Origin of the sequence: Pseudomonas sp. Tn43 (genome assembly GCF_014192635.1) — a bacterium.
Lineage (GTDB): Bacteria > Pseudomonadota > Gammaproteobacteria > Pseudomonadales > Pseudomonadaceae > Aquipseudomonas.
In genome coordinates this window covers 1-15,819 of sequence record NZ_JACHYG010000020.1, presented here as the reverse complement: position 1 = coordinate 15,819, position 15,819 = coordinate 1, and the positions used below count along the sequence as shown (strand labels likewise).

Annotated in this window: 16 protein-coding genes; 6 read left to right on the top strand and 10 right to left on the bottom strand. The window is 57.2% G+C overall.

Annotation, left to right across the window (positions count from 1 at the left end):
* Positions 1–109: 109 nt before the first annotated feature.
* Together FHW68_RS26260 and FHW68_RS27375 are read left to right on the top strand one after the other, a co-directional pair.
* The gene (locus tag FHW68_RS26260; RefSeq protein ID WP_183683814.1) at positions 110–334 is read left to right on the top strand and encodes a hypothetical protein; all 225 of its coding nucleotides are present in this window, start codon (positions 110–112) and stop codon (positions 332–334) included.
* Positions 335–535: 201 nt separating this feature from the next.
* The gene (locus FHW68_RS27375) at positions 536–742 is read left to right on the top strand and encodes a hypothetical protein (RefSeq protein WP_260296856.1); all 207 of its coding nucleotides are present in this window, start codon (positions 536–538) and stop codon (positions 740–742) included.
* 229 nt (positions 743–971) lie between these two features.
* Here FHW68_RS27375 and FHW68_RS26250 read toward each other — a convergent pair whose 3' ends face one another.
* The 5 genes from FHW68_RS26250 to FHW68_RS26230 form a co-directional block, all read right to left on the bottom strand.
* Positions 972–2,153: an ATP-binding protein gene (locus FHW68_RS26250; RefSeq protein ID WP_183683812.1), complete on the bottom strand. Its 1,182-nt coding sequence runs from the start codon at positions 2,151–2,153 to the stop codon at positions 972–974.
* A gap of 177 nt (positions 2,154–2,330) precedes the next feature.
* Complete coding sequence (locus tag FHW68_RS26245) at positions 2,331–2,609, bottom strand: DUF3077 domain-containing protein (RefSeq protein ID WP_183683810.1); 279 nt, start codon at positions 2,607–2,609, stop codon at positions 2,331–2,333.
* Positions 2,610–2,937: 328 nt separating this feature from the next.
* On the bottom strand, positions 2,938–3,642 hold the full coding sequence (locus tag FHW68_RS26240; protein WP_007941627.1) for a hypothetical protein: 705 nt from the start codon (positions 3,640–3,642) through the stop codon (positions 2,938–2,940).
* Between the two features lie 91 nt (positions 3,643–3,733).
* The gene (locus FHW68_RS26235; RefSeq protein ID WP_183683808.1) at positions 3,734–5,275 is read right to left on the bottom strand and encodes a HAMP domain-containing sensor histidine kinase; all 1,542 of its coding nucleotides are present in this window, start codon (positions 5,273–5,275) and stop codon (positions 3,734–3,736) included.
* Positions 5,272–5,988, bottom strand: a complete 717-nt coding sequence (locus FHW68_RS26230) for a response regulator transcription factor (RefSeq protein WP_095633377.1) — start codon at positions 5,986–5,988, stop codon at positions 5,272–5,274. The genes FHW68_RS26235 and FHW68_RS26230 overlap by 4 nt, the downstream gene beginning before the upstream one ends.
* A gap of 153 nt (positions 5,989–6,141) precedes the next feature.
* On the opposite strand from FHW68_RS26230, the gene msrB reads away from it, so the two are divergent.
* Genes msrB through msrA form a run of 3 tightly spaced genes read left to right on the top strand, consistent with a single transcriptional unit; the run spans position 6,142 to position 9,238 of the window.
* Complete coding sequence (gene msrB / locus FHW68_RS26225; protein ID WP_095633378.1) at positions 6,142–6,657, top strand: peptide-methionine (R)-S-oxide reductase MsrB; 516 nt, start codon at positions 6,142–6,144, stop codon at positions 6,655–6,657.
* Between the two features lie 43 nt (positions 6,658–6,700).
* Positions 6,701–8,488, top strand: coding sequence for a cytochrome c biogenesis protein DipZ (locus FHW68_RS26220; RefSeq protein WP_183683806.1), 1,788 nt, complete (start codon positions 6,701–6,703; stop codon positions 8,486–8,488).
* 42 nt (positions 8,489–8,530) lie between these two features.
* A complete protein-coding gene (msrA, locus tag FHW68_RS26215; protein ID WP_183683803.1) occupies positions 8,531–9,238 on the top strand; it encodes a peptide-methionine (S)-S-oxide reductase MsrA in 708 nt (235 codons plus the stop codon).
* A gap of 8 nt (positions 9,239–9,246) precedes the next feature.
* On the opposite strand, the gene FHW68_RS26210 is transcribed toward msrA, so the two are convergent.
* The 3 genes from FHW68_RS26210 to FHW68_RS26200 all read right to left on the bottom strand — a co-directional run bounded on the left by FHW68_RS26210 (position 9,247) and on the right by FHW68_RS26200 (position 11,700).
* Positions 9,247–9,651: a GNAT family N-acetyltransferase gene (locus FHW68_RS26210; protein WP_183683800.1), complete on the bottom strand. Its 405-nt coding sequence runs from the start codon at positions 9,649–9,651 to the stop codon at positions 9,247–9,249.
* Complete coding sequence (locus FHW68_RS26205; protein ID WP_183683798.1) at positions 9,648–10,661, bottom strand: sensor domain-containing diguanylate cyclase; 1,014 nt, start codon at positions 10,659–10,661, stop codon at positions 9,648–9,650. Before FHW68_RS26205 ends, FHW68_RS26210 begins: the two co-directional genes overlap by 4 nt.
* Before the next feature lie 133 nt (positions 10,662–10,794).
* Positions 10,795–11,700: a LysR family transcriptional regulator gene (locus FHW68_RS26200; RefSeq protein WP_183683791.1), complete on the bottom strand. Its 906-nt coding sequence runs from the start codon at positions 11,698–11,700 to the stop codon at positions 10,795–10,797.
* 101 nt (positions 11,701–11,801) lie between these two features.
* Between FHW68_RS26200 and FHW68_RS26195 the strand changes: the two genes are divergently transcribed.
* Positions 11,802–12,977, top strand: coding sequence for an aspartate aminotransferase family protein (locus tag FHW68_RS26195; RefSeq protein WP_183683789.1), 1,176 nt, complete (start codon positions 11,802–11,804; stop codon positions 12,975–12,977).
* A 62-nt stretch (positions 12,978–13,039) separates the two neighbouring features.
* On the opposite strand, the gene FHW68_RS26190 is transcribed toward FHW68_RS26195, so the two are convergent.
* Together FHW68_RS26190 and FHW68_RS26185 are read right to left on the bottom strand one after the other, a co-directional pair.
* Positions 13,040–13,564, bottom strand: coding sequence for an adenylate kinase (locus tag FHW68_RS26190; RefSeq protein WP_183683787.1), 525 nt, complete (start codon positions 13,562–13,564; stop codon positions 13,040–13,042).
* Between the two features lie 16 nt (positions 13,565–13,580).
* On the bottom strand, positions 13,581–15,518 hold the full coding sequence (locus tag FHW68_RS26185) for an alkaline phosphatase D family protein (RefSeq protein WP_183683785.1): 1,938 nt from the start codon (positions 15,516–15,518) through the stop codon (positions 13,581–13,583).
* Positions 15,519–15,819: the final 301 nt, after the last annotated feature.

Sequence of the window (15,819 nt, the reverse complement as noted above, 5' to 3'; positions counted from 1 at the left end):
TTTGCGAAGGATCAGATTGTTTAGGAAAACGGAGTATGGCATTTAGGAAATCTCCTAAAGCCAGCACCTGCTTTGCCCGCTACGGTTTAGCTGGGCCAGACAGGGATGAATGACCATCTTCGGGTCAGCCGACTTCGGCGGCACCAGCGGGGGCAGGATGAAAAAACGCGATCTTTTTGCAGAGTTGATATTGGGTGTTGATGAGATGGTGGCCCAACGGGAAAGCGAGAACACGCGGCGCAACAATACGGTCGAGGACACGTCGATCCCTGATATGGGAACGCCAGAAATCGTGACGCTGCAGGCAAAGTTGCATACGTCCTCAAACGATTAGGTATCGTGAGGGGGAAATGGAATCAGAGGACAAGGACGTGCAGGATTTTCAGCGATCTCTATTATTTTCAGTCGTGTTGTCGATCACCTTTGGGCCGATTGCCTTGATTATATTGAGGCAGTCCATCTTGCATGGACGATTGAGTGCCGTACCTGGCGCGTTCGGAGCGGCCTTGGCGGATGCACTGTATGCCGCAGTCGCGTGTTTGCGTTAACCCTGACCAGTCCGTTGACCATTGTGGCAATCACCTCTTATGGCATCGCTAATCACTCAGACGAAGCGACTGTTAACGTGCCTCTTTCGCTCGCTGGTTTTTTCATCGGCAGTCTTGCCTGCCAGATGGTGTATGTAATGGGGGGCGATTTATTGGAAGGGCATTGTCTGGAAGGAAAAGCATTCGCCTATTGAATTGGTTTAGTGGTCTTTGTCTGAATCGTTTTCTCTTTATGGAAACTACAAGACTTCATTTGGGCTAAACAGTTTTTGTGGGCGGGCTGAGTTATTGATCCCGACAGGCTTTGACTCAGCATCAGGGTTGGTTGATCACTATAAAGCCCCGCCTTCGATAGAAGAGCGGGGCTTTATTTATTTTTTCCTGACGGCCAAACCCAAGTCTATTCTGCCGTCGGCCCCCTTCCTATTGGGGGGCTGCAGTCACCCGCCTCATAAATTCGTCAAACAGAGGTACTGTGAATGCGATTTGCGCATATTCGGGGCTGTAAATCATTCCTTTCTTGATCAAACTGTCCCGTACTGGGCCTAGGCTTGTAGCAGTTCGACCCAAAGCTGTCGCTACATCCGCTGAGCGTTGCGGTCCTTCGCCTAACTCAGCCAAACAACGCATGTAATCCCGTTCAGCAGGAGTCGTTCGGTCAAAGCGAACCCTAAAAAATGACTCATCAAGCTTACGAATACTTTCAGCTGTGGCGGTGCGAGCATCCTGCTCAGTAATGGTTTCTCCTTGGGCTATGTTCCATGCGCTGTAACCCCACTCCTGAAGAAAATATGGATAGCCGTGAGTCTTGTCGTAGATCTCTTTTAGAGCCTCTTCAGATATAGCTGCGCCTTCGTCCTCCACTGGATCGCGGATCGCCTTCCATGCATCAACTTCTAACAGCGCGCCTAAACGGGGGAACTCAAATAGCCGTTCGGCGTAGCTTTTGGCATCACCTGCTTGTCCTGCCAACTGAGGGAGGCCAGCACCAAAAAGGATTAGAGGCAAACCTGCTTGGTTAATGGCGTGAAGACCACGAATCAGTGCGCCCAGTTCGTCTTTAGAGAGGTACTGCAATTCGTCGATCAGAATGGCAACAGGTGTGCCCGCGTCTCTGGCAGCCTCTCCTGTTGCGATTAATACGTCTCTTAAATCATCTTCAAGGTTTCCGCTATCTGCATAGCCAGCTTCAGGATCACCCCCCAACGTAACCTCTGCACCACCTGCTGCAATGGTAATATTGCCGATAAAGCTACGAAGTACCCGGATACCTTTTTTTACCGTCTCAACAGTGTTCTGCATTCGATCTAAACGCAGTAGCAAGCGACGCAGCACTGGAATCAGCAACTGCTTAAGTTCTGCTCCATCGTGGGCTTCCTGCATTTCGGCCAAATAGCCCAGGCTGACTGCGCGATCTTTGATTTGATTCAAAAGCACCGTCTTCCCGACCCCGCGCAACCCCAAAACCATCAGGGATTTCGCATGCTTTCCACGCTTGGTGCGCTCCAGTGCGGTTTCAGCAGTCTCCAGCACCTCGGAGCGCCCCGCTAGCTCTGGCGGTGACACGCCTGCGCCCGGGTTGAACGGATTGATATTCTTATCCACGTCTTGAGCCCATAGTAAGTTATAAATAGTTATAGTGATAAAAGGCTATAACTGCAAATAAGTAGCTAGATGTTTTTGGCCGCCATTGTCACGTTACAGCACAACCTCAAAGGCGCGTTTGAGGTTCTGAGGCTACATAAAAAGCCCCGCCTTTGAGAGAAGAGCGGGGCTTTTCATCTAAGCGTGGTTGTTACACGGTGCTTCGAGCACCTTCACCACGTCATCGATGATCGCTTTGCTCATACCCTGTAAGTAATGTGAGGCCCAGGCATGTCGGTCGGTGTCGCGAACCATCGCCGCGTCTGATGCCAGGAGTTTGGCGACGTGGAGCAGGTCGGAGGCGTGTGAGAGGGCTTCGATCACCGGGACTCCGGCGTTGATGCGGAACAAAGGTTCGTTGGCGTGGAAGGAGAAGTGGGTGAGGCCGATGGTTTTCAGGTCTTTGGGGTTGGTCATTGGGCATCTCCGGTAGTTGGGAGCTGGTGAGTTATGACCGGAGGGGCAGAAGCATAAATTTTGAACGGATTGCTGGCGTGCATCTGGAGAACTCCGATTGGTTCCTGCATCTGTTCGAGTTCTCAGGCCCGGTCGCTGAATTGGCAGCGACGGTTTGAGGTTAGCGGGCAAGGGTAGGGCGCACAATCGTAGCGACGTACTGGCCTGTGTAAGATTTTGTGTGCAGTTTGAGATGCGTGCAGCACCTGGACCGAGTGCCAATCCCGGGCGTACAGACAATAAAAATCCCCGCTCTGATGGCGGGGATTTTTGTGTGCAGTGTTTAGCGTTACTGCGCGGCGATGCTGTAGCCGTCGAACGCAGTTTGCTGCTGCAGTGCGGTGATGATGTTCTTGCGGTTGACCGCTTGTTCCGCCCCGGCATTGTCCAGGAACGTCTCGCTTTCCAGCTCCGCCTCTTCACCTTCGCCGACGAAAGTGAAACCCAGGAATTCCAGCGCTTCACGGTCAACGTTCAGGCGCGAGCGCGGGGTGCGCAGGGGCAGGGTGACGCTGATGCCGTCCTTACTGATGGTGAACACTTCAACTTCTTTTTTGGCGCGAGCCGCTTTGCTCTTGCCGCTGCTCGGGTTGCTGATGGCCTGGTGAGTCTGGTTCAGCACTTTTAGCGCCAGGCCATAAACGATTTCCTGGAACGCCGGGTCATCCTTGAAGCTGGACAGAATACGGCTGATCGGGAATTTGCTGCTCAGGTCTTCCAGGGCGGCAATGTCGGCCGCTTCGGCGTCTTTCAATTGCTTGAGTTCGCCCATCAATTCGTAGGCTTTATCGTCATCGAAGCTGTCGTGAGCCTGGCGAATCGCGGCGCGCAGTTCGCGGATCTGGTCGCTTTCCCGGGTGGATTGAAACGCGTCCAGAACCATCTCGCTGATGGTCTTGGCCTGTGGCACGTGTTGTGAAAGATTGATGGAGTTTTCGTATTCCGCTTTGGACGACAAGGTGACTACGGATTCAGCGGTATTGGAATCGGACATTGAAATTTCACTACTTCTTTTAACTTGGATTGAGGCGAGAAAGCACGAGGCCTTTTCAGGCCGCCTAATCTATTGGACCGGCGCTGCGTTGTCACGGATCAACAGGCGGCTGGTCAGCATTTCTGGCGGGAGGTCTGGACCGAACCATCCACTGTTCCGCCGTTTGCTCATCCACCGGCAAGGAGAAGCGAAAAGTCGCGCCGCGTCCGGGCACATCGATCAGCTCAATCTCGCTTCCATGCAATTGCAGGATCCGGTGCACGATCCGCAGCCCCAGCCCGCCATCGCGCCGTGCGCCGCCGATGTTGAACGGACGCAGGAACAGACCTTCGCGCAGTTCGGGAGCGATTCCCGTGCCGGTGTCGCTGACGGTCACTTCGATAAAAGACCCTTGAGGGCGCAGGCTGAGTTCGATCTCTCCACCTTGAGGCGTATGGCGCAGGGCGTTGTCGAACAGGTTGGTCAGCACCCGCTCGATCAGCCCCAGATCTGCACAAGCCGCCGAGACGTTAGGGGCGAAAGTAGCCTTGAGTTCGATCTGGCGCGCTTGGGCGCTGAGTTCGAATTTCTGGAAGATGTCCTGCACCAGATCGGTCACGGAGAAGCGCTCCAGCACTGGTTGCACGAAACCGTGTTCCAGGCGCACCAGTTCCAGCAGCGATTGCGCCAGGCCGCCGACCTTGCGGCTCTGATCCAGGGCAATCCCCAAATAACGGCGGCGGTCGGCGGGGGACAATGTGGCGTCCTTGAGCGACAGGGTTTCCAGGTAACCGTGCAGCGAGGCCAGCGGTGTGCGCAGGTCGTGGGAGATGTTCGCCACCAGTTCACGACGCTCCTGATCCTGACGGGTCAGCGAGTTCCATTGTTCTCCAAGGCGCGCTTGCATCTGCCGAAAGGCCGCATCGAGGATGGCAATTTCATCCTGGCTGGCGGCTTTTTCTACCGGTTCAGGCTCAGGCTCGGGCGAAGCGGACGGAATGCCGTTGATATCGAGCTGACTGACTTTTTCGGTCAGACGGCGCAATGGCCGGGTGATCAGGGCAAATGCCGTGAGGCCGGCGATCAGGCACAGCAACGCCACCAGCCCGATGGACAACAACGCGGTATTGAGCGCAGCACTGGTGGCGCCACGCTCGGCGAGGCGATCGTGCTCTTCGCTGAGCAACACCACATACAGATAACCGGCCGGTTGACCATTGACCCGCAACGGCGCAGCGCTGAACACCTTGCGACCATCGATGCTGCGCGGGTCGTCGCCGAGAATCGGCAAGGCCTCGCCTTTGAGCAAACGCTGGATCGGCACCAGATCGACCCGTTCCCGGCGTATCCGGCCTTCGGGCGCGGCGCTGCCGACAATTCGGCCCGCGGTGTCGAGCAGATAGACTTCGACACTGGGATTGACCCGCATCAGCTGGCTGAACAATTCACGCACGGCATTGGGCATCGGGCCATTGCGATCCATCAGCACCGTGTCTCGAGCGATGTGTTGCGCCAGATCCCGCGACAACCCCTGCACCACTTCCAGTTCATGCATGTGGTTGGAGCGCACCTGCATCCAGGCCGAAGTGCCGTAGCACAGCAGCAATAGCACGGCGAACACCAGGGACAGGCGTTGGGTCAGGGTCAATTTCATGGCTGATCTGCACTCGTCGCGAATTTGTAACCACGACCCCACACCGTGAGGATGCGCGCCGGTTGCGCCGGATCGACTTCGATCTTGGCCCGCAGGCGGTTGATGTGGGTATTGACCGTGTGCTCGTAGCCTTCATGGCTGTAGCCCCACACCGCGTTGAGCAGGTCCATGCGCGAAAAAACCTTGCCAGGCTGGCGGGCGAAGAAGTACAGCAAGTCGAACTCTCGCGGCGTGAGGTCCAGACGACGACCATCAAGGGAGACTTCACGGGTGATCGGGTCGATGGACAGGCCATCGCTGATCAGGCTGCCAGCGTCCATTTTCAGGTTGCGGGCCATGGCGTCGACCCTTCGCAGCAATGCCTTGACCCGCGCCACCAGCTCGAGCATGGAAAAGGGTTTGGCCAGGTAATCGTCGGCACCCAGTTCCAGCCCCAGAATCCGATGGACTTCGCTGGAGCGTGCACTGGTAATGATGATCGGTGTGTAACGGGCCATGGCCCGGGCGCGGCGGCAGATTTCCAGGCCGTCGACGCCGGGCAGCATCAGGTCGAGGATCAGGGCATCCCAGCTTCCTTGCTGCAGCAGGCGCATGCCTTCATCGCCGTCGGCGCAGTGCACCACCTCGAACTGCTCATCACGAAGATGCAGGCAGATAAGGTCGGCGATGTGCAGGTCGTCCTCAACCACCAGAACGCGTTTGGTCGGTTCCATGGAGCTCAATCCCTTGTGACGCAATGAACCCATTGTGCGGCTTTTCGTGAGGCTCGGTTATCACGAATTGTTTAACTTCTCGTGAGGATTTGGCGATCAACTCAAGCCTAGGCTGTGTTCCATGCAAGGCACCTGAAATTTTGGAGAAGGCCCATGTTTTCACGGCGACAGTTTCTTGTAGCAAGCGGCGGGCTGGGGGCTACAGCCTTGGTGATGGGTGTATTGCCAAAATTTTCCGCAAGCGTTGCGTTGGTCGACGAGGCCCGCGCGCTGGAGGTTTTCGAGGTGACTCACAGCGACAGCGAATGGCGCGCCCTGCTCAGCGCCGAGCAGTACGTGATCTTGCGTGAGGAGGGCACCGAACGGGCCTACAGCAGCCCGCTGAACAACGAGCACCGCAAAGGCATTTTTGCCTGCGCCGGTTGTGATCTGCCGTTGTTTTCCTCCGACACAAAATTCGACAGCCGCACCGGATGGCCGAGCTTCTGGGCGCCACTGGACAACGCGGTTGCCACCCGTCAGGACCGCTCCTTCGGCATGCTGCGCGAAGAGGTGCATTGCCGTCGTTGCGGCGGTCACTTGGGTCATGTTTTCCAGGACGGGCCAAAGCCCACCGGCTTGCGCTACTGCATGAACGGCCTGGCGCTGACTTTCAAGCCTCAGGCCTAATCCATGGGCACTTTCTTTCACTCACTTCATACGGGTCGACGTTATGTGGCTGCTGGTTCTCGCTTATCTCGGTGGTGTACTGACGATCATCAGCCCGTGCATTCTGCCGGTATTGCCTTTTGTTTTCGCTCGAACCGGGCAGCCGTTTATGAAAAGTGGCTTGCCGCTGCTGGCGGGGATGGCGCTGACCTTCGCGCTCGTCGCCTCGTTGGCGGCGGTGGGCGGCGGTTGGGTGGTGCAAGTCAATCAGTACGGTCGCTGGCTCGCGTTGCTGTTCGTTGCACTGTTCGGGTTGACGCTGTTGCTGCCCCGGTTGGCCGAGCGCCTGACGCGTCCACTGGTTGCAGCCGGTGGTCGGCTGTCGCAAGTCGCGGCTGCCGATACCCGGCCGCGTCCCGGCGCTTCGTTGTTGATCGGTGTCGCCACGGGCCTGCTCTGGGCTCCCTGCGCCGGGCCGATTCTGGGCCTGTTGTTGACTGGCGCGGCGCTGCAAGGGGCAAACGTCGCCACCACCTTGTTGCTACTGGCTTACGCGGCCGGCGCCGCCACCTCCCTTGCCGGGGCTCTGTTGCTGGGCGGTAAAGTCTTCGCTGCGATGAAGCGCTCGATAGGCGCAGGCGAGTGGCTGCGTCGAGGCTTGGGGGGCGCGATGCTGGTGGGTGTGGTGGCGATTGCCCTGGGGCTGGATACCGGAATTCTGGCGCGGGTCTCGACAGCCTCCACCGGCGATATCGAACAGGCGCTGGTCAACCGATTGGCCGTTAAGTCGCCCAGCGACGGTGGGGCAATGATGTCGCAGATTCCACGGGGCGGCGAACAACCCGTCGGCAGTATGAAAATGAGCGCCAGGGTTCCGGGCGAACTGCCGATCGAAGGCAGCCTTCCATCGCTGGACGGTGCGGTGCAATGGCTCAATTCACCCCCGCTCACCGCCCAGGCCTTGAAAGGCAAGGTTGTGTTGGTGGATTTCTGGACTTACTCCTGCATCAACTGCTTGCGCACTCTGCCGTATGTGAAGGCCTGGGCCGAGAAGTATCGTGATCAGGGCTTGGTGGTGATCGGCGTCCATACGCCTGAGTTTGCCTTCGAACGTGATGTCGGCAACGTCACCAAAGCCATGAAAGACCTGGGTGTCACTTATCCGGTGGCAATCGATAACGACTACAAGGTCTGGCGTGCCTTCAACAACCAATATTGGCCGGCCCACTATTTTGCCGATGCAAAGGGGCGCATTCGTTATCACCATTTTGGCGAGGGTAAATACGCCGAATCGGAGCGAGTGATTCAGCAACTGCTGCGTGAGGCGGGTGCCGAGACGGTCGCGGATGGGCTGATCAATGCCCGTGCCGAGGGCGTTCATCTGGCTCCAGACATGAATGAAGTGCAATCGCCGGAAACCTACGTCGGCTACCGACGGGCAGAGCATTTCGTTGCTCAAACCGATCTGGCGCCAGACAAGGTGACGGCTTATAGCCCGCCGTCAAAATTGGCCCTCAATCACTGGAGCCTGGAGGGCCAATGGACGGTCGGTCCGGAGCGGGCCGTTTCGAACGCACCGGCCGGTCGAATCGTCTACCGCTTCCACGCTCGCGATTTGCATCTGGTATTGGGGCCCGGCGCTGATGGCAAACCGGTGCGTTTCAAAGTGTTGATTGACGGCAAGGCCCCAGGTAATGCCCGCGGTGTCGACGTGGCGCCTGATGGCAGCGGCAGCGTCACCGAGCAGCGGTTGTATCAACTGGTACGCCAGACCGCAGGCGTAAAAGACCGGACATTCAGTATCGAATTTCTCGATCCCGGTGTGTCGGCGTATGCATTTACCTTTGGTTGATAGCCGTTTGGTTGAAAGCCCCATTCATTGAGGAGACAGCCCATGAAAACCTCATTCAACTGGCGTCGCACCTTGCTGGGATTGGCCGCCGCCAGTGTTATCGGTCCGTGCGCCGCATTCTCTTTTGGAGGCGCCGAAGAGGCGGTCATCATTGCGCCACCAACGCTCGATGAGAACACTCAAGCACGCAGTGAAACGGCAATTTTTGCCGGCGGTTGCTTCTGGGGCGTCCAAGGGGTATTTCAACACGTCAAAGGGGTGAAGAATGCCGTCTCCGGTTACGCGGGTGGCACAGCCGATACTGCTCAATACGAGCGGGTCAGCAATGGCGATACCGGTCATGCGGAGGCCGTCGAAGTCACCTACGACCCGGCCCAAGTCAGTTATGGCAGCCTGTTGCAGATCTATTTCTCGGTGGCCCATAACCCCACCGAACTCAACCGCCAGGGGCCGGATCGCGGCACTCAGTATCGGTCGGCGCTATTCCCCAAAAGCGCCGAACAACAACGCATCGCCCAGGCTTACATCGCCCAGCTGGACGCTGCCCGTTCGTTTAAAAAACCCATCGTCACCAAACTGGAAAACTACAACGGCTTCTACCCGGCCGAGGAAGAACATCAGGACTTCCTGACCGAACATCCGACATATCCCTACATCGTGATCAATGACCTGCCGAAAGTGGCGCAGTTGAAGAAGTTGTATCCGGATCGGTATCAGGAGAAACCGGTGTTGGTGAAGGAGGGGCAATAGTGCATTAGTTACTTCAAGCGTGAGCGTTCCATCGCAATGGTCGACCTTTCAAAGCCCAGCTTTGAAAAAAAATCCGAAGCGCCTTCTCGGCCTGCTCGCAGAACCCAGGTAATGGCGGTGTTATCACCCATGACATGCTCAACCAGTGCGCGACCGACGCCTTCACGTCGAGTTTGCTCGCACACGACAACCATCGACAGATAACCATTGGACAACCCGTCGGTGATGCCTCGGGCGAAACCGACGATGCGGGAGTTCTTTATCGCAAGAGCTGTACGTTGAGAATTAGCGATCAACTGCGCGAAATGCTCAGTTGAGCCGGTGCGGTGAGCCCAGCCATTCTCGCCAAGAAAAAGTCGCACGGACTCCACGTCCGAAGGCTGCACATCACGGATAAGCATGGGAGTACTCATCCCGAAATCACATTCTTGCCCGCAATCTTCGACCGATACAGCGCCTGATCGGCCCTGGCCAGCAATCCGGTCTGTTGCTCTTCTTCAAAACGTTGCACCACGCCGAAACTCATGGTGACCTGATAATCCCCGACCGGCAGCAGGCTCGACAGGCTGTGACGGATTTTTTCAGCGAGTGCCCTGGCGTCAGCCAACAAGGTGTTGGGCAGGATCATGATGAACTCGTCACCGCCCCAGCGCGCCAGCAAATCACCTTCACGCACGCAGCGCTTCACGCGCTCGATTACCTGTACCAACGCCGCATCACCCAAGGCATGGCCGTAATGATCGTTGATGTTTTTGAAGTCATCGATGTCCATGGCGATCAGCGACAGTGGCTGGCGGAAGCGTTGGGCGCGATCGCATTCCAGGGGCAAGGCTTTTTCCAGGCGATAGCGATTGGCGATGGAGGTCAGTACATCGGTTTCGGCCAGTTTGCGGTTTTCTTCGAGTTGGAGTTGCAACTCCTTATTGACCCGAGACAACTCGCGGGTGCGTTCTTCGATAATGGCTTCGAGGGATTGATTGCGCCGTTCCATTGCTTCGAACAGGCGTTTCTTGGCTTCGATACTGCGGTGCGCACCGACCATTCGCGCTACCGAACCGTCGGCATTACGTGCCAGCACATAGCCGCGATCCTCGATCCAGGTGTAAGTGCCATCCTGCTTGCGGCAACGATATTCGGCCTGGTAGCCGGTTGCGCGCTGATTCAGGTAGTCATCAAACAGTGCCATGACCTGTGGATAATCGTCGGGATGGATCACGTTTTCCCAGGTCAGCACATTGTTGTCCAGAGAATGGGGCGTATAGCCGAGCATCTCGTACCACCCGGGGTTGCGGTAGACGAAACCGGTGTTGGCGTTCCAGTCCCAGATGCCATCGCTGACCAGTTCCAGAATGGTGTGCAGCATGTCCTCGTTAAAATCTGACAGATTGAACTTCAACGGCTCGATATTCGATGCCTCACCCATCATCGGTCTCCCTGCCGAATTGATATCAACGTGACTCGCCAGTCGAGGAGATTAGTTCATGGGGTATTGCCCCTGCTAGAGGGGTTCTCAATTACTTTCCTTAGCGCTGCAGGGAATTAATTGAGAGCGCCACTTACGGCTTGCCCCACCTCTGCAGCGCAAAGTCGACGAAGCTGCGCAGTTTTGGCAAACGGTAGCGGTCCTGGGCGTAGACCAGATTCATCGGCCGACTCGGCAATTGGTAGTCCTGCATCAAGGCCACCAGTTTTCCATCCTGAAGGTCCTGCTCTACCAAGGCATCGGGCACCATCACGATGCCCATTCCGGTGCGCGCCGCTTGATGCAGCCCCGCCGAACTGTTGATCAGCATTGGGCCGCTGACCGCTACCATGACTTCGCCTTCAGGTCCTCTCAGGCGCCATTGTTTGGCTACCGAATGCCAGTCATCTCCAGCCGGGTAGGCGAAGGCCAGGCAGTCATGGTGTTGCAGATCGGCGGGCTTTTCAGGCGTGCCGCGACGCGCCAGATAGTCCTTCGATGCACACAAGGTCATCGTGTAGTCAATGAGCGGGCGGGCGATCATGTTGGACATCTCGGTAGTGCCCAAGCGAATCGCCACGTCGAAACCGTTGTCGAGCAGATCCAGGCGCTGGTTGGTCAATACGACGTCGAGTTTGACCTGCGGGCAGCGCAAGGTGAATTCGCTCAGGGCTGGCGCCAGCCGTTCGGTGCCGAAGGTCAGCGGTGCGGTGATGCGCAGGGTGCCGCTCGGCTCGTCGAGGGTCTGTTCGGCCAGCCGTTCGGAATCGGCCACCAGCCCCAATACCTCAAGGCAACGTTGATAGTACGCGGTGCCGAATTCCGTCAGCCGCTGGCGTCGTGTCGTACGGTTGAGCAGGCGCACCCCCAAACGTTGTTCCAGGGCCCGAAGATGATTGCCGACCATGGTCGTGGACATTTCGCACTCCAAAGCGGCGGCGGTCATGCTGCCGGCTTCCACCACTCTTACGTATACGGTCATTGCCTGGAATAAATCCATTATCAAGCCCCGCTTTAAAATGATTGAAGTTTTGCAGTGTTTATCCAGCTCTGGTGGCTAACCATACTGCAAAAACACCCACAAAAACGGAGTTTGATGTCATGACCGCCGCCTGCCTGATGAGCACTTATCAACCCTTGGCCCTGAGTTTCAGCAAAGGCATGGGCACGCGTTTGTGGGACCAGGCCGGTCGCGAATATCTGGACGCGGTAGCGGGCGTAGCGGTGACCAACGTCGGCCATTCTCATCCGCGAATCGTGGCGGCTATCAGCGAACAGGCCGGGCTGTTGTTGCACACCTCCAACCTGTACAGCATTGATTGGCAGCAGCGGCTGGCGCAGAAACTGGTTCGGCTGTCGGGCATGGAGCGGGCGTTCTTCAACAACTCTGGCGCCGAAGCCAACGAAACCGCACTGAAACTCGCGCGGCTTTACGGCTGGCACAAAGGCATCGAGCAGCCGCTGGTGGTGGTCATGGAAAACGCCTTTCACGGTCGTACGCTTGGGACCCTGTCCGCCAGTGACGGCCCGGCGGTGCGCCTGGGGTTTAACCAATTGCCGGGGGATTTCATCAAAGTGCCATTCGGCGACCTCGCTGCGCTGGAGGCGGTGCAACATGTCCACGGTCCACGCATCGTGGCGATTCTGATGGAGCCGATTCAGGGCGAAAGCGGTGTGCAAGTGGCGCCGCCCGGTTATCTCAAAGCAGTGCGCAAACTGTGCAACCGGCGCGCCTGGCTGCTGATGCTCGACGAAATCCAGACCGGCATCGGCCGCACCGGTCAATGGTTTGCGTTCCAGCACGAAGGTATTATTCCGGACGTCATGACCCTGGCCAAAGGCTTGGGCAACGGCATCCCCATCGGTGCCTGCCTGGCCCGGGGCAAAGCCGCCGATCTGTTCACCCCCGGCAGCCACGGCAGCACGTTCGGCGGCAATCCATTGGCGTGCCGAGTGGGGTGCACCGTTCTGGAGATCATTGAGGAGCAAGGGCTGCTGGAAAACGCCAGGCTTCAGGGCGAACGCCTGCTGGCCAGATTGCGTATCGAACTGGCCGATGACCCTAACGTTCTGGCGATTCGCGGCCAAGGTTTGATGATCGGTATTGAACTCAAACAACCGATTCGCGACCTGACCCTGATTGCAGCCCGCGATCATGGCTTGCTGATCAACGTGACGCGGGGCAAGACCATTCGCCTGCTGCCACCGCTGACGATTGATGAGCGGGAAGTGGAAATGATTGTCAGGGGTATTGGTCGAGCGCTGAGCGCAGCCTGACTTCTATTGAATGGATGCATTCCCCTGCAGGAGCTGTGTCTGGTCAGTGGAATCAGGAACGATCAGTCGATTTGTTGCATCGTACGAACGAAAGCGGTGACTTCATCTCGATTCATCAGTTGAAGTTTCGAGCCGCTAAACCCTTCGAACAAGCGCTGATGCGCGGCAAATCCACTGGAGTCGTCGCGCGTACGGTAGCTATCTGCCCAGTCCTGTAACGCCATCAGCAAGTTATCGTTATCATCGCGCTCTGTTTCACGCTGGCGAATATGACTGACACAGACTTCGTCCTCCAGGCACAGCCAGATGAGTGACGTCGCCTGTTCCACCAGTTCAATGACTATCCACCCATACACACCCTCGATAACCCAGTGCTCTTCATTCGCTGCCACCCGCGCCATGCCCAATGCCTCGGCGCGGGGACGAGCGATGCTGTGTTCATCGGATAGCCAGTGAATCAGGTCGAGATCGATCCAGGGCACTTGCAAATGCTCGGCCAGTCGTTTGGCCAGCCAACTCTTGCCCGAGCCGGAATTTCCAATGATCAGGGTTCGGGTGAGGTTCATGCTGTGCAGGTAATTGCTCATGGCAACTCGGCCAAAGTCATTCAACCGCTTCGGAAATTTCAGGCGCCACCATTCGCGTCTTCGGCGAACCATCCGCGTTGTGCTGATAAATATCCTGTGGCTGGCCCTTTTCATTAAAGAACACCTGGCCGATCCCCGCCGAGTTCCATAACCGCTCGCCCGCCTCGGCATGCTCCGGAACGTGCGGAACAATGCGCATCCGCCGACGCTTGGTCAGCCAGTTCAGTGGTGAGCGGGGCGAGTAGAGCCAGCGGTTGAGGCGGTCGAACCATTCGAGCAGCGCTGGCGGAAACTCGTTTTTGATCCCGCTGCTGGTGATCTGCCAGATTCGGGGGCCCGCCTTGCGATGTCGGATCAATACTTCGTAGACGAAGGAATAATGCACATCACCGGACAGCACCACGTAATTACCGGGAGTGCGGGAGTGTTGGAAAATGTTCAGAATGACCTGGGCGGCGCCGCGATGGGCCATCCAGTTCTCGGCATCTACCAGTAACGGATAGCCGCACCAGCTAAACACCCGTTGCACGGATTCGATCAATTTGACGCCGAAAATCGGTGCCGGCGAAACGATGATCGCCGAGGGATGATCGAGCAACTCCTGCTGCAGCTCGCTGAGCGCTTCCCAATCCAGCAGACCGGATGGTTGCCTGAGCGTCATTTCGCTGCGCCAGCGCCGAGTGCGAGTGTCAAGCACCACCAGCGCCGGACGAGTGGGCAGCACGTAATGCCACTTCTGAAAGCTCAACAGCTCATCGATCAAGCTATCCTGGATGTCGCTGTCCAGGTAACGGTCTTGCCCAGAGGCGCTCAACAGTCGGGTTCTTTCCAGCATGCCGCCAAACGCATCCGGATTGTTGCCCCAGCCTTGGCACAGCATATAAGCGAGCAGCGCGTTGCCGATGATGCGCTTGGAGAACGGATGGCCGTAGGCCGTTTCCTCCCATTGCGCGGAAAGATTCCAGTCATCGGTAATGTCATGGTCATCGAAAATCATCAGGCACGGCAGGTGCGCCATCGCCCGCCCAACACCACCCAGACCTTTCTTGAACTCCTCGATGCGCGTCTGCTCCAGGGCATAACGCTTGCGTCGTTCGGGCGTGAGAGCCGGTGGTTGTGGCGCGATCAGAGTCCAGGACGTTGGCGACCATACTAATAAATACATGGCCATGACCTCGGCGAAGGTCACCAAATGGTTGTCGGCGCTGCTACTGGTGAAGATCGGCTTACGCGCTCCACCGAAAAATCGTTCGCGCAGGGTTTCGTTGCTCTCAAGCGCCGGTAACAAATCCGCACGGTGATAATAACTGGCTGGGTGCTCGTAGAGTTTCGCGCTATCGCTGACCACCGCCCCGTCGAGGCGTTCATCGAACAGCCCTAGACGCTCGATCAAGGCATGGATCGCCCGCAACATCGGCCCCGCGACATCATCCGCATACACTTGATCGCCACTCATCATTAACAGCGTGGGGCGCTTGCAAGCCTCCGGCTCAGACTCCAGCAATCGATCGACGCACAGCAAGCCATCAGCCGCCGGATGGTGAGGTTTACGGCAGGAGCCATGCAGTAATTGATCGATCCGCGAGCGCAACACGAAATTCGGGCAATGCGCCTCGCCATACAGCAGATGAGGCGCCCATTCGAGAATGCCCGAATGAATGCCATTCCTGTCGGTGATTAGCAGGTCGTACTCGATCAGCACATCGCAGGGCAGGGCGGCATCCAGTGGCACATCTATCAAATGAATAAAGGCGTGAGTACCGACCGGGATGATTGTGCATTGCCCCGCATCGAGACGGATGTCGACGCCCTGCAGACGCAGCGTCAACGTCAGCGCACGCGATCCTACCAACCACAGTACCAGCCTCGTGGGTTCCAGGCGCCGTAATAGGGGGCCGACGAGGACTGGTGGCAATAGGGAATGATCGGCAGGCAATGGCAAAGATACGGACATCCGGGTTCAAGACTCTTGGTGCAGAGAGGCGGGCGATGATAGCGCAGCTAGGGGGGAGGATTGAGCCTTGTCCATCACAGGGTGTCGATGAATAAAGCAGGCTGCTTATAGAAGCAGAACTCAGCGCTCGCCTTGAAGTGCTTTGCTAAGAGTAAAAATAATCGCAGCAGGTGGTTGACCATGAAATTAAATGCTGTACTATTCGTCTCCCGCTAACGAGAGATCGGAAGCGCAAGTGGTTGAAGTTGTTGAAGATTCCCAAGCGAAACTTTGAAAACTTCTGAAAATAACCGCTTGACAG